This is a genomic window from Streptomyces sp. NPDC029164, from assembly GCF_055563995.1.
Map to the genome: position 1 here is coordinate 54,111 of NZ_JBVHWW010000003.1, position 24,413 is coordinate 78,523.

Below are 24,413 nucleotides of genomic sequence, written 5' to 3' on the forward strand. Positions count from 1 at the left end.
TCCTTTTTCCTCTCCCCCCCCCCCCCCTCCGCCGCCCATCCCTCGGAAAGGCAGGCGGGAAGAAGCCCCCACACCCCCCCCCCCCCCCCCCCCCCCCCCCCCCCCCCCCCCCCCCCCCCCCCGGCGCGGGTCGGCGCGGGTCAGCCGGTGGCCGCCGGCGGGAGGGCCGCCGCGACCGCGGCGGCCAGGCGGTACGGGTCCCCGCTCGGCCGGTCCGGGTGCCGGGTGGTCCGCGCGGCCCACTCCTCCTCGAAGGCGGGCCAGTCGATCGCCCGCGGCGCGGCCCGCCGCTCCAGCGCCTCCTCCAGCGACCCGAAGTAGAGCGCCCACCGCCGCGCGTACAACTCCGAGACCAGGCCGCTCCATTCGCGGTTCGCGTAGTCGTGCAGGAAGCCGCCCTCACTGGTGCTGCGGCGGCCCCACACGCTGAGCAGGGAGCGGGTGTCGTACTCGTACCGGTCCTGCTCGGCCCGGTCGGCGCCCCAGGCGCGGGCCCCGGCGAGCCGGCTGCCGAGGAGGAAGTTCGGGTCGGAGCCGGTCACCGCGTCCAGCTTCGCCTCGCCCTCCCGCCATTCGGCCGTGAGCTTGCGGAACAAGGGCAGGTCCTTCGCCTCGTAGGCCGCCTTGATCCTCGGCAGCAGCACCCGCGAGTGGTTGGCGAGGGCCTGCCGGGCGGTGTCGACCAGGTCGAAGCGGTAGGCGGTGGAGCCGCGCAGCTCCGGGGAGACCTTCAGCAGGTGGTCCAGCGCCCTGCGGACCGAACCGGCCGGATAGCGCATGGACTTGGGGCTCCAGTACGCCGCCCCGGCCGCGGTCAGGCCGGGCCGGGCGGTGAACAGGCTGTCCTGCGACTCCGACCACAGTCCCGACGAGGTGCTGTACGGGCCCTTGCGCAGCTCCTCCCAGGCCGCGGCGGCCGCGGGGTCGGGCCGGCCGTAGCGGCGGGCCGCGAAATCGGCGAACCACTTCCGCTGGTCGATCACCCCCGGCTCCCAGGCCAGGTCCGTGAACAGGTCGAAGGCCGCCGGGTTGGTCCCGGTGGCCTCCGGCAGGTAGGCGATCCCGGCGAGCGCGCTGTTGCCCTTGGCGCGCCAGGGACCGAACCGTTCGAGCCACACCGAGGTGTTCGCGCCGATCGTGGTGTGCCCGCCGAAGTTGTAGATCGTGCCCATCGCGTACGGGGCACCGCCCCAACGGGCCTCGCGGTCCAGCCGGTTGTACCGGTCCGAGAGCCCGTCCAGGATCAGCAGCCTCGACGTGTCCACCCCGGCCAGCAGCTCCGGGGTCGGGTCGTCCTGCCAGCCCAGCACCGCCCACAGCGCGCCCGGATGGGCGGTGTTCAGTGCCTCCTGGATGGCGCCCGCCGCCGCGCCGACGTCGACGGACCCCGTCTGTCCGCCCTCGTGCAGCGGGCTCATCCGGTACATCGTGCTGTCTCCGAACGCCGCGCGCTGCTCCGCGTAGTACGCGGCGGCCAGCCTCCGGAAGACGGGCGAGGCGGGGTCCAGCCAGTCGGGACGGTCGAAGCCGGCCCAGTCGCCCTGGGCCACCGTGGCCGCCCCCGGGTTGCGCGCGGCGAACCGCGGCGGCACGGTGCCGAAGTAGCCGGGCAGCACCGGGGTCATGCCGAGCCCGCGCAGCTGCTCGGCGATCCGGCCGCCCAGTTCGGCGCGCTCCCGCATCAGCCGCTCGGTGACCGGGCCGCCGAATCCGCTCAGGTTCTGCAGCAGCCACCAGCTCTGGTGGGCGGGGCCGGGGATCCACTGCCGCAGCTCCTCGGCGGAGTAGCCGAAGCCCTGGAGCGCCCGGTAGTACGGGTACTCCGCTCCCACCTGCACGAACACCTCGTTGATGCCGTGCAGGGCGAGCAGGTCGATCTGCCGCTGGTGCTCCTCGAAGGTGCGGTACGGGCCGGAGTACCCGTCGTCGGTGTCGTTGAGCGCGTACCGGTGCGGGACCTGGGCGCTGCGGGTGACCGGCGCGGGGACGGCCGGCAGGCGGGCGGGCAGCAGGCCGATGCTGTCGCCGGGCCAGCCGATGTCGGCCCCGGCGACGTGCTGGAGGTACCAGCCGACGCCGGTGAGCAGGGTGGCTCCGGTGCTGCCGCGCACGGTGATCGCGCCGGCCGTCCCGGACACGGTGAAGGTGTCGGCGCCGGCGGCCGTGCCGGGCACCAGGGTGAACTGGCCGTGGTGGCGCGGGAGCAGCCGCTCCAGGGCGGCCCGCGCGGGCGCGGTGTCGAAGCTCCGGCTCCGGGGCGCGCCCGCGTGGGCGGCGCTCGGTACGGCCACCCGCGCGTCGGCCCGCGCATCAGGCCGTACGTCGGCACGTGCGGGCGACCCCGCCCCCGGGGGGGTGGCCCCGGGGGCGGGCCCCGCGCAGATCAGCGCCAGCAGCGCCGCGGGAAGGGCGGCGAGGGCGAGCGGGCGGGGGCGGGGGCGGGGGCCGGGCAGCCGGCGCCCGCATCGCGTCATCGGGTTCCTCATCCGTGGGCTCGGGCCGTCAGACCGGCAGGGCCCAGGCCTGGTCGACCCGGTGGTCGCCGCAGGCGGTGAGCCGCAGGCGCGCGGCCGGGGCGTCCGGGGTCGCTGCGGCGGCCGGCGCGGTCAGGCACATCCCGCTCGCCTGCTCCACGAGGGCTCCGCCGCGCAGGTGCGTCCAGCTCTGGCCGGGCTGCCGGCTCTGCGGGGGCGCGCAGTCGGCCAGCTCCACGAGGCCGTCGTCGCCCGCGGAGAGGCACTCGCCGGCCAGCCGCAGGCTCGCGTCGTCGCCGAGGGTCCACCGCTGGTCGGGGGCCCCGGTGCAGGTGGCCAGCACGACCGCGCCGACGCCCGTGGTGTTGGCGCCGTCGGCGCAGCGGGCGCCGTCACCGACGACCTGCCCGGTCGGCGTGGCCTCGGCGCAGCCGCGCGGGCTGAGCCGCCAGACCGCGGTGTCGTGGCCGGCCAGCCTCCCGGTCAGCGCGTCGGAGACCTCCCGGCGGGTCCCGTTCCACAGGTCCTGCGCGTCGGCCGTGCAGTCGCTCAGGCCGATCTCGTCGAGCGGCACCCTGATGTCGCGGGTGGTGGCCGAGCGGTTGAGCACGGCCACCGCGCGGTCGCCGTTCGCGAGCGGCCGGGTCAGGATCTCGAAGGTGGCGTTGGAGGAGACCACCGCGCCCTGACGGCCCATCGGGTCCTGGTCCAGTTCGATCATGCGGGTGTTCCCGAGGGCCGCGAGCCCCTGGGAGGTCAGCTTGGAGACCTCGGAGGACAGGATGAACGGGGACGCCATCATGGCCCAGAGGGCGACCTGGCTGCGGCTCTCGGCCGCCGTGAGCCCGGGGGCGCCCGCGATCAGGAAGTCGGGGTCGTTCCAGTTGCCGGGGCCCGCGTACCGGCCGAGCCAGCGGTTGTAGCCGTAGTTGCCCAGCACCGAACTCCACCGTGAGGTGGCGGGCGTGGCCGGGTTGTACACCTTGATGTCCTTGCCCTCGCGCCACAGCTGGCCGGTCTCGCCGACCCAGCCGAGGACCTTGTGCCAGTCGGAGCCGCCCCACTCACCCTGCTGGAAATAGGCGGGCGCGGACGCCGACAGGACCATGTCCCGGCCGCTCTCCCGCAGTGCCTTCGCGACGGCGTTGTAGGCGTCCCGGTAGGCCTGTTCCTTGGTCTGGCCCGCCGGCACCCACAGGTTGCAGCCGTCCATCTTCACGTAGTCGACGTTCCAGGAGGCGAACTGCCGGGCGTCCTGGGCGTAGTGGTCGGCCCCGCCGCCCTGGGGCGCGCCACTGCCGGGGTACTTCTCGCAGGTGAGGGAGCCGGCGTCCTGGTAGATGCCGAACTTCAGGCCCTTGGCGTGCAGGTAGTCGCCGAGCCAGGCCATGCCGTGCGGGAACTTCGCCGTGTCGACGACCAGAGCGCCCTGCGCGTCCCGGCTCCCGGTCATCCAGCAGTCGTCGACCGTCACCGTGTCGTAGCCCTTGGCGGCGAGCCCGGTCGACACGAGCGCGTCGGCGTTGGCGACGACCTTGGCCTCGTCGATGTCGCACATGTAGTGCGCCCAGTTGTTCCAGCCCATGGGCGGGGTGAGCGCGAGCGGGGTGTCCGAGGTGGCCCGGGGCTCGGCCGCCACCGGGGCGGGGGAGAGCGCGAGGGCGAGCAGGGCGGCCGCGGTCAGACAGGGGAGCGACGCACGCAGGCGAGGCGGCACTGAGTCTCCTTGACGTGGGGGCAGGCGTGCGCCCAGTGCAGCGATGCGATTACCCACTGTCAATAAAAGTCGCTGATTGTCGGCCAATGACCAGCAATATGGCTGCAATCGATGTCACACGAAAGAGTCGATACGGCGTATGTTACGATGTATCTCATGCCGCGCAGATCAGACGCCCTGGATCGGGCGACCCCCGAGGCCATCGCCGTCGCCGCCCTGCGGATCCTCGACGAGGAAGGGCCGCAGCGCCTCAGCTTCCGCACCCTCGCCGACCGGCTCGACGTCTCCCACGCCACCGTCCAGCGCCGCTGCACCGACCTCGCCGGGCTGCTCGACCTGTGCACCGAGCACCTGGCCGCGCAGCTCCCCGAGATCCCCGCCGGCACCGACTGGGCGCAGGCCACCGAGCAGCGGTTCCGCGCGCTCTACCGGCTGCTCACCGCCCACCCCGGACTCCTGGTGCTGCGCGGCGGCCGGCCCTGGCTCGGCCGCCAGCTCCTCGCCCGGCTCGTCGAGCCCGCCCTCGCCGACAGCGTGGCCGCCGGGATGACCGCCGCCGAGGCGATGACCGTCTACCGCCGCATGTACCTGCTCACCCTGGGCAGCGCGGCCTTCGTGGACCACCGCGACCCGGCCGCGGCCACCGCCGCCTCGCGCGCCGCCCTGGCCGCGCTGGATCCGGCGGAGTTCCCCGTGCTCTCCGGCGGACTGGCCGGCGTACTGCCGCCCCTGACGGACCACGAGGTGTACTACGGCGCCCTGCGCCAGCTGATCGAGGCCGCCCGGCCCACTGACTGACAGGGGAGACAGCCCATGCAAGCCGCACCCGCACAGCAGCTCGACTACGCCGCCGTACGCGCCGCCGCCGACCGGATCGCCGGCGGGATACGGCCCGTCGCGCTGGCCCCCGCGTCCGATGAGGGGGTCTGGTACGCGCTGGAGTACCTCCAGCACACCGGGAGCTTCAAGGCGCGCGGCGCCCGCAACTTCCTCGCCGCCCACCACGAGGCCGGCGCCCTCCCGGCCGCGGGAGTCACCATCGCCTCCGGCGGCAACGCCGGTCTCGCCTGCGCCTGGGCGGCCCGCGCGCTGTCCGTGCCCGCCACCGTGTTCCTGCCCGCCGGCGCCCCGCGGGTGAAGGTGGACCGGCTGCGCGGATACGGGGCCGAGGTACGGCTCGTCGGCGACCGGTACGCCGAAGCGCTCGTCGCCTGCGAGGAGTTCGCCGCCGCGAGCGGGGCGCTGAGCAGCCACGCCTACGACCACCCGCTCATCGCCGCGGGCGCCGGGACGCTGCTCGACGAGATCCGGGCCGCCCTGCCCGGGCTGGACACCGTGGTCGTCGCGGTCGGCGGCGGCGGACTGTTCGCCGGCGTCGCCACCGCCGCGCGCGAGCACGGCGTACGGGTGATCGCGGCCGAGCCGGAGAACTGCCGGGCCCTGAACGCGGCCCTGGCGGCAGGCCGGGTCGTGGACGTGGCCGTGGAATCGGTCGCCGCCGACTCCCTGGGGGCCACCCGGGTTTCGGCGGACGCGCTGGCCGCCGCGCAGGAGAAGCACGTGACCTCGGTACTCGTGCCCGACACGGCGATCACCGCCGCCCGGCGCGCCCTCTGGGAGGAGCACCGGATCGTGGTGGAGGCCGGCGCGGCCACCGCCCTGGCGGCGCTGCGCGGCGCGCCGGAGCCGCTCGGCGAGCGGGTCGCCGTCATCCTGTGCGGGGCCAACACGGACCCCGGGGACCTGGTGACCCCCACGACCTGACCCGGCCGCCGGCCGGCGCCGCTGTTCAGTCCTCCTCGTCCATGCCCTCGCGGACGACCACGACGGTGCCGGCCGAGTACTGCACGACCTGCTGGCTCACCGAGCCGAGCAGGGCCCCCTTGAAGCCGCCGTACCCACGGGTGCCGACCACGGTCAGGTCCGCCTCCTTCGAGGCGTCCACCAGGACCTGCGCGGGGGAGCCCTGCTCGACGCGGCGGAACACCGGCACACCGGGCGAGGCGCCGACGGCCGCCTTGACGGTGTCCGCCAGCTTCCGCCGGGCCGCCTCCTCGGCCGTCACCGCCTCGGCGTCGGAGACCTCGGCGGCCACCGGAGCGATGGCGAACGGATTGCGGTTCCACTCCCAGGCCAGGACGGCGTGCACCCGGCCGCCCGTCATCCCGGCCTGCGCGACGGCCCAGCGCAGGGCCTCCTTGGAGTGGTTCGACCCGTCCACGCCGACGACGATCAGAGGCTCGACGGTGTCCTGCTCGCTCACGGTGCTTCCTCTCGCTCTGCCCGAATAGTCGATCTCCTCCCTGTATACCCGGAAGGGCGGACCGACCTCGTGTAACCGGAAGGGCGGCCCGACCTCGAACGACGATCGTTGTGAGGGCCGACGACTTTCGAGGACAGCCCCGAGCCGCCGGCCCTTGCGAGGGTGTGAGTGTCCAGGCGACCGCCGCCGGACACGGAGCGACATGGAGGAACGGGCGTGGCTCAGCGCAAGGGTTGTCTGATCGGGTGCGGCGTGGCGCTGGTGCTGGGTGTGGGTCTTCTCGTGGTCGTGGTCTTCGGCATGGGGAAGGTCCTCGACATGGCCGACAAGACCCTGGTCGACCCGACGGTCTACGCGTCCGTGAAGACCGGCGACGCGGAGAGCGAGGTCCGCGGCAGGCTCCCGTCGGGCGAGAGCTTCGTCAAGAGCGCCCTCAAGGAGGGCGGACCGGCCGAGCCCGAGGGCAGCACCTGCTCCTGGTACCTCTCCAGCGGTGACACCAAGAACGGCAAGGAGACCGTGCTCCGCTTCTGCTTCAAGGACGGCAAGCTCGCGGAGAAGGCGGAGTACCCGATGCGGTAGGTACCGCGCTGCGCCCGCCGCCCGCGGCTGCGCCCGCCGCCCGCGGATGCCCCGGACCGGTCCGGGGCATCCGCGGCGCACGTCGCGCGGCTGCGGTCTCTTCCTGCCGGGATCAGGCGGGAACCGCGACGGGCAGCTCTTTCCCCGACCTGTTCTTCACGAGTTCGACGTTCTCGATGAAGAGCTGGAACAGCAGCTGACTCGCACCGAGCTCCCTGCCGTTCTTGCCGTTCGCCCCCTGCGCGATGCCCAGGCTGTAGGGTTCCTTGTCCTCGGCCTTCACGCCGATGTACCCACCCAGGGTCCCCTCGTTCGCGTTCGCGTTCTTGTAGGTCCCGCCGCCTTCGTTCGCCTTGCGGATCAGGTCGTTCTTGTAGCCCGGCCCGAGAGCCATGTGGTCCTGGTTGAACAGGAGTTCGTGGGCCCCGGGCTTCAGCGTGAACTTCAGCTGGACCGCGTAGGGAGCACCCAGGGTGTCGTAGTACCCGTCGGCCTGGCCCTGGTCACCGAGATGGGCCCCTATCGTCAGGCCCCCGAAGCCTTGCTCCCTGAAGCCCTTCGCCGAGCCCTCACCGGACGCCACGTACTCCAGCAGTGCGTCGCGTGAGGCCGTGTCGCCCCAGTAGGTCAGGGCGCTGTGGGCCTCCTCGAAACTCATGGACCTGTAGAGCTCCATCCTCCCGGCGTCCGCTCCCATCTGCGCCAGATCGGCCAGGAGCTTGGGGCCGACGGACTTGACGATCTCGTCGATCGTGCGCGGAGGCTTGTGGGCCTTGAACTTCTTCGCGGCTGCCTTGGACGTGGTGATCTGCTTGGCACGGTCCTTCGCGGCGCTGCTGCTGGACGCGCCCAGTCCCGCCTGGTCCTCCCAGTACTCGACCGTCATCCGGTCCTGAGGGTTCCCGACGCGCTGCACGGAGGGGCTGGAGCCGGAGGCGGGCGAAGGCGCCGCGTGGCGCTGCACGTCCGGGGCGGTGGGGGAGCCGCCCGCCATGACCCGCTTGGCGTTCGCTTCCGCTTCGCGCTCGAACCGGTCCGACGGGTCGGAGACCTTCAGCCCCGTGCCGTTGTCGGTGCCCGCGACGGGACCTTGGCGTTGCTGGATGACGTGGGTCAGTTCGTGGGCGAGGGTGTGCTTGTCGTGGCCGCCGTCGCCTATGACGACATGGCTGCCGGACGTGTAGGCGCGGGCGCCCACTTCGGCGGCGGAGGCCTTGGCGGAGCTGTCGTTGTGGATGCGGACGTCGGAGAAGTCCGCGCCGAGCCGGGCTTCCATGTCGGAGCGGGTGGCCTTGTCCATGGGACGCCCGGGGGTGCGCAGGACGTCGTGGACGGCGGACCGCTGCACCGCGGGCTGCTCGGTCTGCTCGTGTCCGCATCCGTCGGTGTGCCGGTGCTGTTCCTGACCGGCCCGGCGGAGCATCTGCACGACCGCGGCGTTGCCCGCACCGGCTTGGAGACCCATCATCCCCACCGGCGGCGTCGCCGCCCGCTGCGGAGTCGCGGCAGAGCGGGAGGATTGCAGTAATTGGTCTTCGTTCCTCTGCGCCGGGCGGGGGTGCTTGGGGCTCACGCGATCGCCTTTCACTACGTCGGGGCAGCCGCATCGCGCGGCCGCCGGCCACAACCCCTCAAAGGGCGGTCACCAGTCGTGACCGGGGGGTCTGAAGCATTATCAGCCAGCTCGCGGGTGTGAAGCCAACATCGGGACACGGCCCGGATTCCACGGGAGGGGTGCCCCGACGCCAAGGCGCTTTCCTGCGGTGCGGATAAAGCGCATTAGTGCGCCGCCTCGCGAACCGGCCATATGACGTCGCCAGCTGATGACGAGCCAGGTCGGTTATCGAAGCGACATCACATCCAACCGGCTCTGAACTAAAGCGCATCAGTCCAGGTCAACCTGGTCCAACTGAGATCAACTGTCGGCTACTTCAGGCCTGTTGGGGCATTCGCCGCACGGGTGTCACCGGCCAATGGTGGCTCCGCCTCATTGACGGGGTCCTGACTTCGGGCGACGGTGGGCACCGCCTCCGGCAAAGAGGCCGGACTTCTGCAAAGGCGGCGACGATGACCCGTTCGAACCCGACCCGTATTGCCGTGGCCACGCTGGTGACCGGCGTCCTCCTCTCGACCGCCGGGTGCGGCCTCAGCGGTGGCGCCGGTGACGCGAAGGAGGTCGAGAAGACGGGCAAGGTGGCCGGTGGGATCACGTTCCGCACCCTCCAGCTGAAGCCCACGTTCACGGCCTACGTACAGGGGGTCATCGACGCCTTCGAGCAGAAGTACCCCGAGGTGAAAGTCACATGGGAGGACGTCCCCGGCGACGGCTACAACGAGAAGCTCGTCGCGGACGCCCAGGCCGGCGCCCTCCCGGACGTGGTCAACCTCTCCACCGACTCCTTCCAGCTCCTCGCCGACCGCGGCATGCTCGCCGATGTCGCCAAGCTCGACGGGGCGGTGGCCAAGGAGTACGTGCCGGGCGCCTGGGAGCAGTTCAAGCTGCCCGGCGGGGGCGACAGCGTGTACGCGTACCCGTGGTACGTGACGCCCGAGATCCTCACCTACAACAGAGAGCTCTTCGAGAAGGCCGGCCTGGACCCGGCCGAGCCGCCGACCAGCGTGGAGCAGTTCTTCGACCACGCCGAGAAGATCGCCGCCACGTCCGGGGGCCGGTACTCCGCCTTCATGGCCGATCCCAAGGGCCGGCTGCCCGGGGACTGGCAGAAGATGGGCGTCCCGATCCTCAGCGAGAAGCAGGACCGGTTCACCTTCGGCACCGACCAGGCCGTCGCCTGGGTGGAGCGGATGAAGGACCTGTACGCCAAGGGCGCCATGCCCAAGGAGTCCCTCCTCAAGTCCGACGACGTCAACCAGCTCTACGGCGGCGGCAAGCTCGTGTTCGGCCCCGGCTCCCCTGGCTTCGTCAAGGACATCAAGCAGAACGCCCCGCAGGTCTACGCGAAGACCCAGGTCGCGGGAGCCGTCACGGGCAGGCTCGGCCACATCGGCATCTATGCCCAGTCGCTCGGCATCAGGAAGGACACCAAGCACCCCGACGCGGCGGCCGAGTTCGCGAAATGGGTGACCAACGGCCCCAACCAGGTGGAGTTCTCCAGGAAGGCCACGATCTACCCGTCCAACGCCCAGGGCCTCGCCGACCCGTTCTTCTCGGACAAGGGCGACGGCAAGGACGCGGAGACCCTCGCCCGGGCGGTCGGCGCCGAGCAGCTGAAGACCGCCGCGCTCGACGCCAACACCCCCGTCCAGTGGACCAACCAGGTGGGCGACGCCGTCGTACGCGAGGTACAGAAGGCCATCACGGGTGAGCAGGACCCGAAGACGGCGGTGAAGAAGGCCGAGGAGGCGGCGAACAGGCTCCTCACCGCCGCGGCCGACAAGTGACCGCCGTGGGCGGCCGCGTCGGCGCGGGACTCGCCGCCGCCGGGCCGGGCGGAAGCACCCGGGAGCCGGACGGAGGCGCCGTGAAGCCGGACGGTGGTGCCCCGGAGCCGCGCGGGCGCCCGATCGCCCGCAAGCGCCGCCGGAGGGCCGCGCAACGTGCCATGGAGGCCGATACGGGCCTGGTCCACCGCAGGTGGTGGACCCCCTACCTGTTCCTCGCCCCCGGTCTGGCGATGGTGGCGCTGTTCAGCCTCTGGCCGTTCGTCAACACCGTCGTCCTCTCCTTCACCGACGCCCGGATCCTGCGCGGCGGCACCTTCGTCGGCTTCGACAACTACCGCCGCGCCTTCGCCGACGCCGACTTCTGGGTCGCCACCGGCAACAGCGTGCTGTACCTGGCGGTCGTCGTACCGTGCCTGGTCTTCCTCCCGCTGGCCCTCGCCGTGCTCGTCCAGGCCAGGATCCCCGGGATCGGGTTCTTCCGGTCGGCCTTCTACACCCCGGTGATCGCCTCGGCCGTGGTCGTCGGGCTGATCTGGCAGTGGGTGCTGCGCAGCGACGGTCTCGTCAACACCGTCTTCGAGCGGCTGAACCTCATCTCCGAGCCGATCCCGTTCCTGACGGACAGCACGATGCTGCTCGTCTCCGCGATGCTCGTGACCGTGTGGAAGGGCCTCGGCTACTACATGGTCTTCTACCTGGCGGCCCTCGGGAACGTCCCGGCCTCCCTCTACGAGGCGGCCGCCATCGACGGCGCCGGCCCCGTCCGCCGCTTCTTCAGCATCACCGTCCCCCAGGTGAAGCCGATGATGCTGCTCGTCGGCACCCTTTCCGCCATCTCCGCGCTGCGCGTCTTCACCGAGATCTACATCCTCGGCGGTGAGAGCGGCGGCCCCGGCGGCGGCGCCCGCACCCTGCCCTTCCTCATCCGGCAGGTCGGCCTCGGCTTCTCCGGAGAGACCGGCTACGCCTCCGCCATCTCCATCCTGCTGTTCCTCCTGACCCTGGTCTTCAGCCTGCTGGGCCGCCGTCTTTCGAAGGGAGACGAGAGTTGAGCACCGCGCCCTCCCCGGGAAGCGCGCCGCCCCGGCGGCCCGGCGGCGACGGCCGCGGGCGCCGGTGGGCCGGCCCGGCCGCCCGCTACGCCACGCTCGTGCTGATGCTCGTCGTGATGCTGGGCCCGATCGTCTGGCAGTTCCTCACCTCGATCCGCGGCCGCACCGAGAACGTGTACGACGGCGTGCTGCCCTCGCAGCCCACCCTCGACAACTACGTCCGGGTCGCCGAGTCCTTCCCGCTGCTCCAGTACGTCGGCAACACGCTCACCGTCGCGGTCCTCGCGGTCACCTCGAACCTGCTCTTCGCGGCGATGGGCGGGTACGCCCTCTCGCGGGCCGCCTGGAAGGGCCGCCGGGCCGTCTTCACCGTGCTCGTGGCGACCCTGATGTTCCCCTTCGAGTCCGTGATGATCTCGATGTTCCTCACCGTCCGCGAGATGGGGCTGGTCGACACCCTCATCGGCGTCTGGCTCCCCGGCGCGGTCTCCGTGCTCAACATCATGATCATGCGGGCGGCCTTCCTCGCCGTGCCCAAGGAGGTCGAGGAGGCCGCGGTCCTGGACGGGGCCGGCGAATGGACCCGCTTCACCCGGGTCTTCCTTCCCGCCGCCAAGGGCGCCCTGGCCGTCGTCTGCATCACCAGCTTCATGGGGGCCTGGGACGACTTCCTCTGGCCCCTGCTGGTCCTCACGAACAGTGACCACTACACCCTGCAGCTCGGCCTGAAGACCCTGGCCGGCGCCACCACCGTCAACGACCAGCGGCTCATCGCGGCCGGTGCGATGGCCGCGCTCCTGCCGATGATGCTCCTCTTCTTCGCCCTCCAGCGTTTCTTCTTCAAGGGCGTGGGCGAGGGAGCAGTGAAGACCTGACCCCGCCCGCTCCACCGTCCGTACCGACCATCCCGTCCCTGGAGCAGCCGTCATGCACGACGACCGCAGCATCACCGAGCACCGCCTCCGCCGGGTCCTGAAGGAGCGGATCAAGCCCGCCGTCCACTCCCGGCCGGTCCCGCTGACCGTCGAGCGCTGGGAGGCGCCGGGCGAGCCCGCCCCCGTCGCCGAGGGCCTGGCGGCCCGGTACGAGCCCTGCGCGATCGGCGACCCGTGGGGCCCGGCCTGGGGCACCACCTGGTTCAAGGTCACCGGCACCGTCCCGGCCCAGTGGGCCGGGCGCACCGTCGAGGCCGTCCTCGACCTCGGCTTCGACCGGATGATGCCCGGCTTCCAGTGCGAGGGGCTGGTCCACCGGGCCGACGGCGGCGAGATCAAAGCGCTCAACCCCTACAACGACTGGGTCCGGGTGGCCGACCGCGCCGAGGGCGGCGAGCGCGTCGAGTGGTACGTCGAGGCCGCCTCCAACCCGGTCCTGGTCGACCACGCGGCCACGTACGAGGGCGACCGGCTGACCAGCGGCGACCAGCCCCTCTACCGGCTCGCCCGGATGGACCTCACCGTCTTCGAGACCGAGGTGTGGGAGCTGGTCCAGGACCTGGAGGTCCTCTACGAGCTGATGATCCAGCTCGACACCGGCGACGCCCGGCGCCACGGGATCCTGCGGGCCATCGGCTCGGCCCTGGACGCGGTGGACCTGACGGACGTCCCCGGCACGGCGGCGGCCGCCCGCGCCGAGCTCGCCGGGGTGCTGGCCGCCCCCGCCGGCGCCTCCGCGCACCGGATCAGCGCCGTCGGCCACGCCCACATCGACTCCGCCTGGCTGTGGCCGCTGCGCGAGACGGTCCGCAAGGTCGCGCGCACCGCGTCCAACATGGTCAGTCTGATGGACGAGCACCCCGAGTTCGTCTTCGCGATGTCGCAGGCCCAGCAGCTGGACTGGATCAAGACCCACCGGCCCGAGCTCTTCGAGCGGGTCAAGAAGAAGATCGCGGAGGGGCAGTTCGTGCCGGTCGGCGGGATGTGGGTGGAGTCCGACACCAACATGGTCGGCGGCGAGGCCATGGCCCGGCAGTTCCTCTACGGCAAGAAGTTCTTCCTCGACGAGTTCGGCATCGAGACGAACAACGTCTGGCTCCCCGACTCCTTCGGCTACACCGCCGCTATGCCGCAGATCGTCAAGCTCTCCGGCTCCCGCTGGTTCCTCACCCAGAAGATCTCCTGGTCCCAGGTCAACCCCTTCCCCCACCACACCTTCTGGTGGGAGGGCATCGACGGCACCCGCGTCTTCACGCACTTCCCGCCCGTGGACACCTACAACTCCGACCTCGGCGGCGCCCAGCTGGCGCACGCCGCCCGCAACTACCGGGAGAAGGGCCGCGGTTCACGGTCGCTGGCCCCCTTCGGCTGGGGCGACGGCGGTGGCGGCCCCACCCGCGAACACCTCGCCCGCGCCAAGCGCCAGCGGGACCTCGAAGGCTCCCCGAAGGTCCGCATCGAGCGCCCGGACGCCTTCTTCGAGAAGGCCCGCGCCGAGTACGAGGACGCGCCCGTCTGGGCCGGCGAGCTCTACCTGGAGCTGCACCGCGGCACCTACACCTCCCAGGCCAAGACCAAGCAGGGCAACCGGCGCAGCGAGTCGCTGCTGCGCGAGGCCGAGCTGTGGGCGGCCGGCGCCGCCGTGAAGGTGCCGGGGTACGAGTACCCGTACGAGGACCTGGAGCGGATCTGGAAGACGGTGCTGCTGCACCAGTTCCACGACATCCTGCCGGGTTCCTCCATCGCCTGGGTGCACCGCGAGGCGCGCGCGACGTACGCGAGGCTGCGCGAGGAGCTCCGGGGGATCACCCTCGCCGCCCAGCTGGCGCTCGCCGGGGAGGGAACGGAGGAGCTGGTCTTCAACTGCGCCCCGCACGCCCGGCGCGGTGTCCCGGCCGGCGGGGCGGGGCGCCCGGCCGAGGCCGGGGAGCCGGTCACGGTGGAGGAGCGGCACGGCGGCGGGCACGTGCTGGCCAACGGCCGGCTGCTGGTGGAGATCGACGGCCGCGGGCTGATCGTCTCCGTCTACGACCTGGAGGCGCGCCGCGAGACCCTCGCTCCGGAATCCGCGGCGAACCTGCTGCAGATCCACCCCGACTTCCCGAACATGTGGGACGCCTGGGACATCGACGCCTTCTACCGCAACCGGGTCACGGACCTGGTGGACCTCGACGCCATGGAGGTCGCCGAGAGCGGTCCGGCGGCCGCCACCGTCCGGGTCACCCGCTCCTTCGGCTCCTCCACCGCCGTCCAGGCGGTCACGCTGCGGGCCGGGTCCAGGACGGTGGACATCGTCACGGACGTGGACTGGCACGAGACGGAGAAGTTTCTCAAGACCGCCTTCCCGCTGGACGTGAAGGCCGACCGGACCGCCTCCGAGACGCAGTTCGGGCACGTCTACCGGGCCACGCACACCAACACTTCTTGGGAGGCGGCCAAGTTCGAGATCTGCGCGCACCGCTGGATCCACGCGGAGGAGCCCGGCTGGGGGGTCGCCCTGCTCAACGACTCCACGTACGGGCACGACGTCACCCGGGACGTGCGGCCCGACGGCGGCCAGACCACCACCGTCCGGCTCTCCCTGCTGCGGGCCCCGCGCTACCCCGACCCGGAGACCGACCAGGGCGCCCACACCCTGCGGTTCTCGCTCGCGCCCGGCGCGTCGATCGGGGACGCGGTCCGCGAGGGGCACGCACTGAACCTGCCCGAGCGCACCCTGACCGGGGCGGGCCCGGTCACCCCGCTGCTCTCCGTAGACGACGACGCGGTGGTCGTGGAGGCGGTGAAACTGGCCGAGGACCGCAGCGGTGACGTGGTCGTCCGCCTCTACGAGTCCCGCGGGGGGCGTGCGTCGGCGGTGCTGACGGCGGACTTCCCCTTCTCGGCCGCGGTCGAGAGCGACCTCCTGGAGCGGCCGCTGGCCGGCTCGGCGGTGGGCGCCCCCACCCCGTCGGGCGCGGTCCCGCTGACCCTGCGCCCGTTCCAGATCGTCACCGTCCGGCTCCACCGGGTCTGACCGGTCCGGAGGTACGGATGACCCCGGCCGGCCCGGCCGGGGTCAGGTCGGTCCCTGTCGGTCAGGACGGGTTCAGCTTGATGGCGAAGCCGTTGAAGATGGCCCAGGATCAACCGGCGCGTGAGCTCCGACACAGGGGGCACCGGGGAGGTCGTGCGGCGCCCGCATCCCGGGGCCGGGCGCACGCACCGGGTTATGCACTTAGTTGCAAAACCAGCTTCCCCTCGCTAGAACAGAGTCATCACCCCCGCGCGAGGAGGCGCCCCTCATGAGTTCCCAGAGCCGGTACCCGCACCTGCTGAGCCCCCTGGACCTCGGCTTCACCACCCTGCCGAACCGCGTGATCATGGGGTCGATGCACACCGGCCTCGAGGAGCACGCGGGCGGCTTCGAGCGCCTCGCCGCCTTCTACGCCGAGCGCGCCCGCGGCGGCGCCGGCCTGATCGTCACCGGCGGCATCGCCCCGAACGACGCCGGGCGCCCCTTCGAGGGCGGCTCCCGCCTCACCACCGAGGAGGAGGCCGCCGAGCACCGGGTGATCACCGAGGCGGTGCACGCCGAGGGCGGGAAGATCGCCATGCAGATCCTCCACTTCGGCCGCTACGCCTACCACAAGGACCTGGTCGCCCCCAGCGCCCTCCAGGCCCCCATCAGCCCCTTCGTGCCGAACGAGCTCAGCGACATCGAGGTGGAACGGACCGTCGAGGACTTCGTCCGCGCCGCCCGCCTCGCCAAGCTCGCCGGCTACGACGGCGTCGAGATCATGGGCTCCGAGGGCTACCTGATCAACGAGTTCATCGCCCGCGCCACCAACAAGCGCACCGACCGCTGGGGCGGCGCGTACGAGAACCGCGTCCGCTTCCCGCTGGAGATCGTCCGGCGCACCCGCGCGGCCGTCGGCGAGGACTTCATCCTCATCTACCGCCTGTCCATGCTGGACCTCATCCCCGGCGGCTCCACCCTCGACGAGGTCGTCCACCTCGCCAAGGAGATCGAGGCGGCCGGCGCCACCATCATCAACACCGGCATCGGCTGGCACGAGGCCCGCATCCCCACCATCGCCACCTCCGTCCCGCGCGGCGCCTACACCTGGGTCACCAAGCGGCTGATGGGCGCGGTGAGCGTCCCGCTCGTCACCAGCAACCGCATCAACACCCCGGAGATCGCCGAGGAACTGCTCGCCGACGGGCGCGCCGACCTGGTGTCCCTGGCCCGCCCCTTCCTGGCCGACGCCGACTTCGTCGCCAAGGCCGCGGCCGGCCGCTCCGAGACCATCAACACCTGCATCGGCTGCAACCAGGCATGCCTCGACCACACCTTCAGCGGCAAGATCACCACCTGCCTGGTCAACCCGCGCGCCTGCCACGAGACCGAGCTCGTCCTGTCCCCGACGCGCACGAAGAAGAGCGTCGCCGTCGTCGGCGCCGGCCCGGCCGGTCTCGCCTGCGCCGTCTCCGCCGCCGGCCGCGGCCACGCGGTCACCCTCTTCGAGGCCTCCGGCCACATCGGCGGCCAGCTCGACATCGCCCGCCGCATCCCCGGCAAGGAGGAGTTCGAGGAGACCATCCGCTACTTCGGCACCCAGCTCGTGGAGTCCGGCGTCGAGGTCCGCCTGGACACCCGCGCCGACGTGGAGACCCTGCGCGGCTACGACGAGGTCGTCGTCGCCACCGGCGTCACCCCCCGCACCCCCGACATCGAGGGCGTGGACCACGCCAACGTCGTCAACTACCTCGACGTGCTGCGCGACGGCGCCCCCGTCGGCGAGCGCGTCGCCGTCGTCGGCGCCGGCGGCATCGGCTTCGACGTCGCCGAGTTCCTCACCGACAGCGGCGAGGGCGCCTCCCAGGACCCCGAGGTCTACTTCCGCCACTGGGGCGTGGACACCGCGTACACCGGCCCCGGCGGGCTCGCGAAGCCCGAACGCCCCGCGCCGCCGCGCCGCGTCCACCTGCTCCAGCGCAAGGCCACCAAGGTCGGCGCCGGCCTCGGCACCACCACCGGCTGGATCCACCGCGCCGAGCTCAAGCACCGCGGGGTCGTCTCCGTCGCCGGGGCCGCGTACGACCGGATCGACGACGAGGGCCTGCACATCACCGTCGACGGGGAGCAGCGCCTGGTGCCCGCCGACACGGTGGTCCTGTGCACGGGCCAGGAGCCGCGCCGCGACCTGTACGAGGCGCTGCGCGCGGCCGGCGTCGAGGCGCACCTGATCGGCGGCGCCGACGTGGCCGCCGAGCTCGACGCCAAGCGGGCCATCCGGCAGGGAACGGAACTGGCCGCCTCGCTCTGACCGGAACCGTCCGAAAGGGGATTGTGGCGGTCCGGCCGGGCCGCCACAATTCCCCGGTGACGTTCTCTCCCGCAGACGCAGACAAGATCCTCGCCGACCACTTCGCCCCCTGGGTGCTCGCCCTCGGACTGACCGTCCAGGAGACGGGCGAGCGGCACGCCGTGCTGCGCCTGCCCTGGTCCGGGGAGCTGGCCCGGGACGGCGGCGGGCTCTCGGGGCAGGCCATGATGGCCGCCGCCGACACGGCCACCGTCATCGCGATCTCCGCCGCCCGGGGCGGATACGGACCGATGACCACCGTCCAGCAGTCGACGAGCTTCCAGCGGCCGGTGGTCGGCGCCGACCTGCTGATCCACGTTCGGGTCACCAAGCTCGGCAAGCGGATGGCCTTCGCCGACATCACCCTCACCCCCGAGGGCTCGGAGGAGCCGGCCGCCACGGCCTCGACCGTCTACGCGCTGCTCGGCTGATCCGTCGCCCTGCCGGATCAACCGTCCGGCGACAGGGCGTTCTTGGCGTGGGCGACGGATTCCCCGGAGGCCGGTCCACCCGGGTTCTCGGTGGCCAGGGCCTGGTTGAGGGTGACGAACGGGCGCATCCGCCGCTCGTAGCGGGCGTACGCGGCGTGGTGGTCGCCCTCGTCCCGGGCCAGGCAGTCGGCCGGCACATAGCGCATCCCGCGGGAGCGGGACCTGCTGACCTCCCTGCCCGGCTGGGCCGGGCTGCCCGCCGTACGCTCCGGCGCCGTCTGGGTCCTCGACGGGCCGGCGTACTTCAACCGGCCCGGGCCGAGCCGTCGCGCGGCGCCGTTCAGCCGCGTTCCGCGGTGACCGGGTACGGGATGAAGGTGCTGCTGTTCTCGTCGACGGCGAGGGTGCGGCCGAGCGGCGGGACCGCCCGCTGGGGGCAGTCGAGGCGTTCGCAGAGCCGGCAGCCCATGCCGATGGGGGTGGCGGCCGCCGTGTTGTCCAGGTCGAGCCCGTCGGAGTAGACGAGGCGCGCGGCGTGCCGGATCTCGCAGCCGAGGCCGATGGCGAAGGTCTTGCCGGGCTCGCCCCAGCCGCCGCGGTGGCGGGTGACGGCCCGGGCGGTCCACAGGTGGCGCTGCCCGTCGGGCATGGCCGCGACCTGGACGTGGATGCGGCCGGGCGCGGCGAAGGCCTCGTAGACGTTCCAGAGCGGGCAGGTGCCGCCGGCGCGGGAGAAGTGGAAGCCGGTGGCGGACTGCCGCTTGGACATGTTCCCGGCGCGGTCGACGCGCACGAAGGAGAAGGGCACCCCGCGAAGCCTGGACCGTTGCAGGGTGCTGAGGCGGTGGCACACCGTTTCGTAGCCGAGGCCGAAGTGGTCGGTGAGCCGCTCGATGTCGTAGCGGAACTCCTCCGCGGCCGTGTGGAAGGCGCCGTACGGAAGGATCAGCGCGGCGGCGAAGTAGTTCGCGATGCCGATCCGGGCCAGGCCGTGGGTCGCGGAACCGGGCGGGAAGTCCTCCGCGGCCAGCCGGTCCAGCTCCTCCCCGTACTCCAGCAGGGCCAGTTGGGTGGCGAGCCGGAAGGCCTGCTGGCCCGGCCGGAGCCGGCCGGAGATGTGCAGGACGCGGGCGCGCTCGTCGTAGTGGTGCAGCCGGTCCGAATCGGCCGCGAGGCGCACCCCGTGCCGGTCCGTGAGCCGCGCCGACAGGGCGCGTACGACATCCCCCGGACGGATCCCGAGCTCGCGGGCCAGCTCCTCGGCGGCGAGGTCGGCGTCGTGCAGGTAGTTCTGCCGCCGGTAGAAGAACTCGCGGATCTCCTCGTGCGGTGAGCGCGGGGTGTCGAGGGCGCCGTCCCGGCCGTCCGCGGCCCCGGCCAGCCGCTCGGCGAGCAGCTGGGCACGCCGGCCGAGGTCCAGCAGGACCGAGGCGACGGCGGGCATGCGCGTGGCGAGCTCCGCGAGGTCCGAGGCGGACACCCGGGCTTCGGCCACCTCCGTGGCCAGCGCCTCGCGGAGGTCGGCCACCAGCCGGCTGGTGTCGCGCTCCGAGAAGAAGCCGGGGTCGATGCCGAACGCCTCGGTGAGCCGCAGCAGCACCGGGACGGTGAGCGGACGCGAGTCGTGCTCCATCTGGTTGAGGTAGCTGGGCGAGATGGCGAGGACGCGCGCCAGCTCGGCCTGACTCATCCGCCGTTCCTCGCGCAACCGCCGCAGCCGCGCGCCCGCGTACGTCTTGCTCACCGTGCTCCTCGCCTGCTCCACGTGTGCCGGGGACAGCCGCAACCCTACGCGGGATCCGCACGCCGCCGGTGTTTGCAAACTTGGCAAAACCGCCGACGAAGATTCGCAGAACTTGGCATTCGTCCCTTCTTGTTGGCACTCGGTGCCACTGCCAGAGTCGGTCCTGCGGCCCGCCGGACCCGGCAGCCGAGGCGGACGCTCCGGGCGGGATTCATGCCCTGATGTCGGAGATCCCGGCGGTCCTGGCTCGGCGGCTCGGCAACATTGCTCCGTTCGGCCCGCGGGTCGGTCCGGCGGCCGCGATCCCGGAATGAGGCACACGGTGCCAGCACGGCGCACAGCTGACCAGAACATTGGCAGATCAAGCGATTCATGGAGACGGTGACGGTCATGGCAGAGGCGAACACGACGGCGGCGGCCCAGCAGCTCGAACAGCGGTGGGCCACGGACCCGCGCTGGGCCGGCGTCGAGCGCACCTACACCGCCGAGGACGTGGTGCGGCTCTCCGGCAGCGTCCGCGAGGAGCACACCCTGGCCCGGCGCGGCGCCGAGCGGCTGTGGCGCCAGCTCCACGAGCAGGACTACATCCACGCGCTCGGCGCCCTGACCGGCGGTCAGGCCGTCCAGCAGGTCCGCGCCGGACTGCAGGCGATCTACCTCTCGGGCTGGCAGGTCGCCGCCGATGCCAACCAGGCCGGCCACACCTACCCCGACCAGAGCCTGTACCCGGTCAACTCGGTGCCGCAGGTGGTCCGCCGGATCAACAACGCGCTGCTGCGCGCCGACCAGATCGCCACCGCCGAGGGCGGCAGCACGGGTTCGATCGATGGGGGGACCGACTGGCTGGCACCGATCGTCGCCGACGCCGAGGCCGGTTTCGGCGGCCCGCTGAACGCCTTCGAGCTGACCAAGGCGATGATCGCGGCGGGCGCGGCCGGCATCCACTACGAGGACCAGCTGGCCTCCGAGAAGAAGTGCGGCCACCTGGGCGGCAAGGTCCTCGTGCCGACCGCGCAGCACGTCCGCACCCTGAACGCGGCCCGCCTGGCGGCCGACATCGCGGACACCCCGACCCTGATCATCGCCCGTACGGACGCCCTCGCCGCGACCCTGCTGACCAGCGACGTCGACGAGCGCGACGCCGAGTTCTGCACCGGTGAGCGCACCGCCGAGGGGTTTTACCGCGTCCGGGGCGGCATGGCCCCGGTCATCGCCCGTGGCCTCGCCTACGCCCCGTACGCGGACCTCATCTGGGTGGAGACCGGCACCCCGGACCTGGCGCAGGCCCGCGAGTTCGCCGAGGCGATCCGCGCGCGGTACCCGGACCGGATGCTCGCCTACAACTGCTCGCCGTCCTTCAACTGGAAGGCCGCGCTGGACGACGACCAGATCGCCAAGTTCCAGCGGGAGCTGGGCGCGATGGGCTACCGCTTCCAGTTCATCACCCTGGCCGGCTTCCACTCCCTCAACCACGGCATGTTCGAGCTCGCCCGCGGCTACGCCGAGCGCGGCATGACCGCGTACGTGGACCTCCAGGAGCGGGAGTTCGCCGCGCAGGCGCAGGGCTTCACCGCCGTCAAGCACCAGCGCGAGGTCGGCACAGGCTACTTCGACCTGGTTTCCACCGCGGTCAACCCGGCCTCCTCCACGACGGCGCTCTCCGGCTCCACCGAGGAAGAGCAGTTCCGCTAGGAGCGCGCCGCCGGTTCCCGCCGGTTCCCGCCGGCGCCGTCCGATCGCCGTCCGACGGCGCCCGGGGCCCTGCCGGCCCCGGGCGCCGGCCGCCCCACGCCGAGGAGAACCGCATGTCACACACACCCCTGACCAGCAGCGTCCAGGTCCTCGGCGCGCAGGGTGAGCGTCACGAGGAGATCCTGACCCCCGAGGCCCTGGAGTTCATCGGCCGCCTCGACGCCGCCTTCGCGGACCGCCGCCCGGAGATCCTCAAGGAGCGCCGCCGCCGCGCCGCCCATCTGGTCTCCGGGTCGCCCCTGGACTTCTCCCGCGCCACCGTCGGCGTGCGCACCGACCCCGGCTGGCGGGTCGCCCCGCCCGCACCCGGGCTGACGGACCGGCGGGTCGAGATCACCGGCCCGCCGGAGCGCCGCATGACGGTCAACGCCCTCAACTCCGGGGCGAAGGTGTGGATGGCCGACTTCGAGGACGCCACCGCGCCCACCTGGGACAACGTCATCGGCGGCCAGCTGAACCTGCTCGACGCCATCGAGCGGCGCATCGACTTCACCACCCCGGAGGGCAAGGAGTACCGCCTCGGGACGGAGCTCGCGACCATCATGGTGCGCCCGCGCGGCTGGCACCTCACCGAGGAGCACCTGGAGGTCGACGGCCGGCCCGTGTCCGCCTCGCTCGTGGACTTCGGCCTGTACTTCTTCCACTGTGCGCAGCGCCAGATCGACGCGGGCCACGGCCCGTACTTCTACCTCCCCAAGCTGGAGAACCGGTACGAGGCCCGGCTCTGGAACGACATCTTCCTGTTCGCCCAGGACCTGTTGGGCATCCCGCGGGGCACGGTCCGGGCGACCGTCCTGATCGAGACGATCACCGCCGCGTTCGAGATGGAGGAGATCCTCCACGAGCTGCGCGAACACAGCGCCGGACTGAACGCGGGCCGCTGGGACTACCTCTTCAGCCTGATCAAGACCTTCGGCCACCGCACCGACTTCCAGCTTCCGGACCGGGCCAAGGTCACCATGACCGCCCCGTTCATGCGGGCGTACACCGAACTGCTCGTCCGCACCTGCCACAAGCGGGGCGCCCACGCCGTCGGCGGCATGGCCGCGCACGTGCCCAGCAAGGACGCCGAGGCCAACACGGCCGCCCTCGCCAAGGTCCGGCTCGACAAGGAGCGCGAGGCCGAAGACGGCTTCGACGGCTCCTGGGTCGCCCACCCCGGACTCGTCCCCGTCTGCCGTGAGGTCTTCGACGGGGTGCTGGGCGAGCGGCCGAACCAGCTGGAGCGGACGCGCGAGGACGTCGAAGTCGCCGCCGCCGACCTGCTGTCCGTCCGCCGGATCGCCGCTCCGCCGAGCTCCGAGGGCATCCGCTCCAATGTGGCCGTGGCCCTGCGCTACTTCGACGCCTGGCTGCGCGGCAGCGGCGCCGTCGCCCTGAACGGCCTCATGGAGGACGCCGCCACCGCCGAGATCGCGCGCGTGCAGATCTGGCAGTGGCTCCGGCACGGCCGCGTCGACCGGCGTACGCTCACCGACCTCCTCGACGCCGAGTGCGCCGCCCTGGAGGCCGAGGATCCGCAGGCTCTGGTCCTCGAAGCCCGCGAGGTCTTCGTCGACACCGCGCTGTCCGTGCAGCTGCCCGCGTTCTTCACCCCCGAGGCCTACACCCGTCACCTGGTCCGCACCGTCGCCGTGCGGGTGACCGCGTGAGCGCCCCGGCACCGCGGGCGAACCGTGTCCTGCGCGTCGGGGTCGTCGGCGGCGGACAGATGGGAGCCGGCATCGCCGAGGTCTGCGCCCGCGCCGGCCTCGACACCGTCGTCGCCGAGGCGGATGCCGGCGCGGCCCGCGCCGCCCGCGAGCGGGTGGCCGTCTCCCTCGAACGCGCCGTTCAGCGCGGCAAGCTGGACCGGTTCACAGCCGAGGACGCCTTGGCCCGGCTGGTGTTCACCGGAGACCTGGAGGACCTCGCCGACCGGCAGCTGGTCATCGAGGCCGTCACCGAGAACCCCGAGGCCAAGACCGCGATCTTCACCGCCCTCGACAAGATCGTCGAGGACCCCGAGGCCATTCTCACCACCAACACCTCCGCCATCCCGATCATGCGGCTGGGGATGGCCACCGGCCGCGCCGACCGGGTCGTGGGACTTCACTTCTTCAACCCCGTCCCCGTCCTGCCCCTGGTCGAGGTGGTCGCCTCCCTCCACACGTCGGCGGACACCCTGGCCGCGGTCGAGTCGTTCGCCCGGGAATCCCTGGGCAAGACCACGGTCCGGTCCCAGGACCGGGCCGGCTTCGTCGTCAACGCGCTGCTCGTCCCGTACCTGCTCTCCGCCATTCGGATGGCCGAATCCGGGTTCGCGAGCGCCGACGACGTGGACGCGGCCATGGAGCTGGGCTGCGCCCACCCGATGGGGCCGCTCAAGCTCGCCGATCTGATCGGCCTCGACACCGTCGCGGCCATCGCGGAATCCCTCTACGCGGAGTTCAAGGAACCGCTCTACGCCCCGCCCCCGCTGCTCCGTCGGATGGTCCAGGCGGGGCTGCTGGGCCGCAAGAGCGGCCGCGGGTTCCACCTGTACGACCGGGGCTGATGAGGGACCCGGTGGTGGGGGGGGGGGGGGGGGGGGGGCCCAGGGGGGGGGGGGGGGGGGGGGGGGGGGGGGGGGGGGGGGGTGGGTGTTTTTTTTTTTTTTTTTTGTGTTCTGGGGGGGTTGCCGTGGAGCACGAGATAGGAAGACGACGGTCTACGTGCTGTTTTCTACGGT

General features: G+C 72.3%; 18 protein-coding genes. 12 read left to right on the forward strand and 6 right to left on the reverse strand.

Annotated features, from left to right (window positions below; genetic code table 11):
* Positions 1 to 140 precede the first annotated feature (140 nt).
* Entirely contained in the window at positions 141 to 2,474 is a 2,334-nt protein-coding gene (locus ACZ4VT_RS04395) for an alpha-N-acetylglucosaminidase (protein ID WP_467946498.1), read from the reverse strand.
* A gap of 28 nt (positions 2,475 to 2,502) precedes the next feature.
* Positions 2,503 to 4,191 (reverse strand): ricin-type beta-trefoil lectin domain protein, encoded by a 1,689-nt coding sequence (locus ACZ4VT_RS04400; RefSeq protein ID WP_467946500.1) that lies wholly within the window; start codon positions 4,189 to 4,191, stop codon positions 2,503 to 2,505.
* A 156-nt stretch (positions 4,192 to 4,347) separates the two neighbouring features.
* Here ACZ4VT_RS04400 and ACZ4VT_RS04405 point away from each other — a divergent pair, with 156 nt between their 5' ends.
* Together ACZ4VT_RS04405 and ACZ4VT_RS04410 are read left to right on the forward strand one after the other, a co-directional pair.
* Complete coding sequence (locus ACZ4VT_RS04405) at positions 4,348 to 4,989, forward strand: TetR/AcrR family transcriptional regulator (protein WP_467946502.1); 642 nt, start codon at positions 4,348 to 4,350, stop codon at positions 4,987 to 4,989.
* 15 nt (positions 4,990 to 5,004) lie between these two features.
* Positions 5,005 to 5,955: a serine/threonine dehydratase gene (locus tag ACZ4VT_RS04410; RefSeq protein WP_467946504.1), complete on the forward strand. Its 951-nt coding sequence runs from the start codon at positions 5,005 to 5,007 to the stop codon at positions 5,953 to 5,955.
* A 25-nt stretch (positions 5,956 to 5,980) separates the two neighbouring features.
* Here ACZ4VT_RS04410 and ACZ4VT_RS04415 read toward each other — a convergent pair whose 3' ends face one another.
* The gene (locus ACZ4VT_RS04415) at positions 5,981 to 6,454 is read right to left on the reverse strand and encodes a universal stress protein (protein ID WP_467946505.1); all 474 of its coding nucleotides are present in this window, start codon (positions 6,452 to 6,454) and stop codon (positions 5,981 to 5,983) included.
* Positions 6,455 to 6,670: 216 nt separating this feature from the next.
* Here ACZ4VT_RS04415 and ACZ4VT_RS04420 point away from each other — a divergent pair, with 216 nt between their 5' ends.
* Positions 6,671 to 7,036, forward strand: coding sequence for a hypothetical protein (locus ACZ4VT_RS04420; RefSeq protein WP_467946507.1), 366 nt, complete (start codon positions 6,671 to 6,673; stop codon positions 7,034 to 7,036).
* A gap of 112 nt (positions 7,037 to 7,148) precedes the next feature.
* Here the strand turns inward: ACZ4VT_RS04420 and ACZ4VT_RS04425 are convergent, their stop codons facing one another.
* The gene (locus ACZ4VT_RS04425; protein ID WP_467946509.1) at positions 7,149 to 8,501 is read right to left on the reverse strand and encodes an eCIS core domain-containing protein; all 1,353 of its coding nucleotides are present in this window, start codon (positions 8,499 to 8,501) and stop codon (positions 7,149 to 7,151) included.
* Positions 8,502 to 9,103: 602 nt separating this feature from the next.
* On the opposite strand from ACZ4VT_RS04425, the gene ACZ4VT_RS04430 reads away from it, so the two are divergent.
* The 6 genes from ACZ4VT_RS04430 (at position 9,104) to ACZ4VT_RS04455 (ending at position 18,207) form a co-directional block, all read left to right on the forward strand.
* Positions 9,104 to 10,438: an ABC transporter substrate-binding protein gene (locus ACZ4VT_RS04430; RefSeq protein WP_467946511.1), complete on the forward strand. Its 1,335-nt coding sequence runs from the start codon at positions 9,104 to 9,106 to the stop codon at positions 10,436 to 10,438.
* A gap of 161 nt (positions 10,439 to 10,599) precedes the next feature.
* Entirely contained in the window at positions 10,600 to 11,493 is an 894-nt protein-coding gene (locus tag ACZ4VT_RS04435) for a carbohydrate ABC transporter permease (RefSeq protein WP_467946831.1), read from the forward strand.
* On the forward strand, positions 11,490 to 12,368 hold the full coding sequence (locus tag ACZ4VT_RS04440; protein WP_467946512.1) for a carbohydrate ABC transporter permease: 879 nt from the start codon (positions 11,490 to 11,492) through the stop codon (positions 12,366 to 12,368). Before ACZ4VT_RS04435 ends, ACZ4VT_RS04440 begins: the two co-directional genes overlap by 4 nt.
* A 52-nt stretch (positions 12,369 to 12,420) precedes the next feature.
* A complete protein-coding gene (locus ACZ4VT_RS04445) occupies positions 12,421 to 15,444 on the forward strand; it encodes an alpha-mannosidase (protein ID WP_467946514.1) in 3,024 nt (1,007 codons plus the stop codon).
* A gap of 268 nt (positions 15,445 to 15,712) precedes the next feature.
* Entirely contained in the window at positions 15,713 to 17,737 is a 2,025-nt protein-coding gene (locus ACZ4VT_RS04450) for an oxidoreductase (RefSeq protein WP_467946516.1), read from the forward strand.
* A gap of 56 nt (positions 17,738 to 17,793) precedes the next feature.
* Positions 17,794 to 18,207 (forward strand): PaaI family thioesterase, encoded by a 414-nt coding sequence (locus tag ACZ4VT_RS04455; protein ID WP_388833958.1) that lies wholly within the window; start codon positions 17,794 to 17,796, stop codon positions 18,205 to 18,207.
* Between the two features lie 17 nt (positions 18,208 to 18,224).
* Here ACZ4VT_RS04455 and ACZ4VT_RS04460 read toward each other — a convergent pair whose 3' ends face one another.
* Both ACZ4VT_RS04460 and ACZ4VT_RS04465 read right to left on the reverse strand, forming a co-directional pair.
* On the reverse strand, positions 18,225 to 18,413 hold the full coding sequence (locus ACZ4VT_RS04460) for a hypothetical protein (RefSeq protein ID WP_467946518.1): 189 nt from the start codon (positions 18,411 to 18,413) through the stop codon (positions 18,225 to 18,227).
* 134 nt (positions 18,414 to 18,547) lie between these two features.
* Positions 18,548 to 19,951 (reverse strand): short-chain fatty acyl-CoA regulator family protein, encoded by a 1,404-nt coding sequence (locus ACZ4VT_RS04465; RefSeq protein ID WP_467946520.1) that lies wholly within the window; start codon positions 19,949 to 19,951, stop codon positions 18,548 to 18,550.
* A gap of 390 nt (positions 19,952 to 20,341) precedes the next feature.
* Between ACZ4VT_RS04465 and aceA the strand changes: the two genes are divergently transcribed.
* From aceA to ACZ4VT_RS04480, 3 genes are all read left to right on the forward strand, one after another.
* Positions 20,342 to 21,643, forward strand: coding sequence for an isocitrate lyase (gene aceA, locus ACZ4VT_RS04470; protein ID WP_467946522.1), 1,302 nt, complete (start codon positions 20,342 to 20,344; stop codon positions 21,641 to 21,643).
* A gap of 113 nt (positions 21,644 to 21,756) precedes the next feature.
* Entirely contained in the window at positions 21,757 to 23,355 is a 1,599-nt protein-coding gene (aceB, locus tag ACZ4VT_RS04475) for a malate synthase A (protein ID WP_467946524.1), read from the forward strand.
* Entirely contained in the window at positions 23,352 to 24,239 is an 888-nt protein-coding gene (locus ACZ4VT_RS04480; RefSeq protein ID WP_467946526.1) for a 3-hydroxybutyryl-CoA dehydrogenase, read from the forward strand. Before aceB ends, ACZ4VT_RS04480 begins: the two co-directional genes overlap by 4 nt.
* Positions 24,240 to 24,413 lie beyond the last annotated feature (174 nt).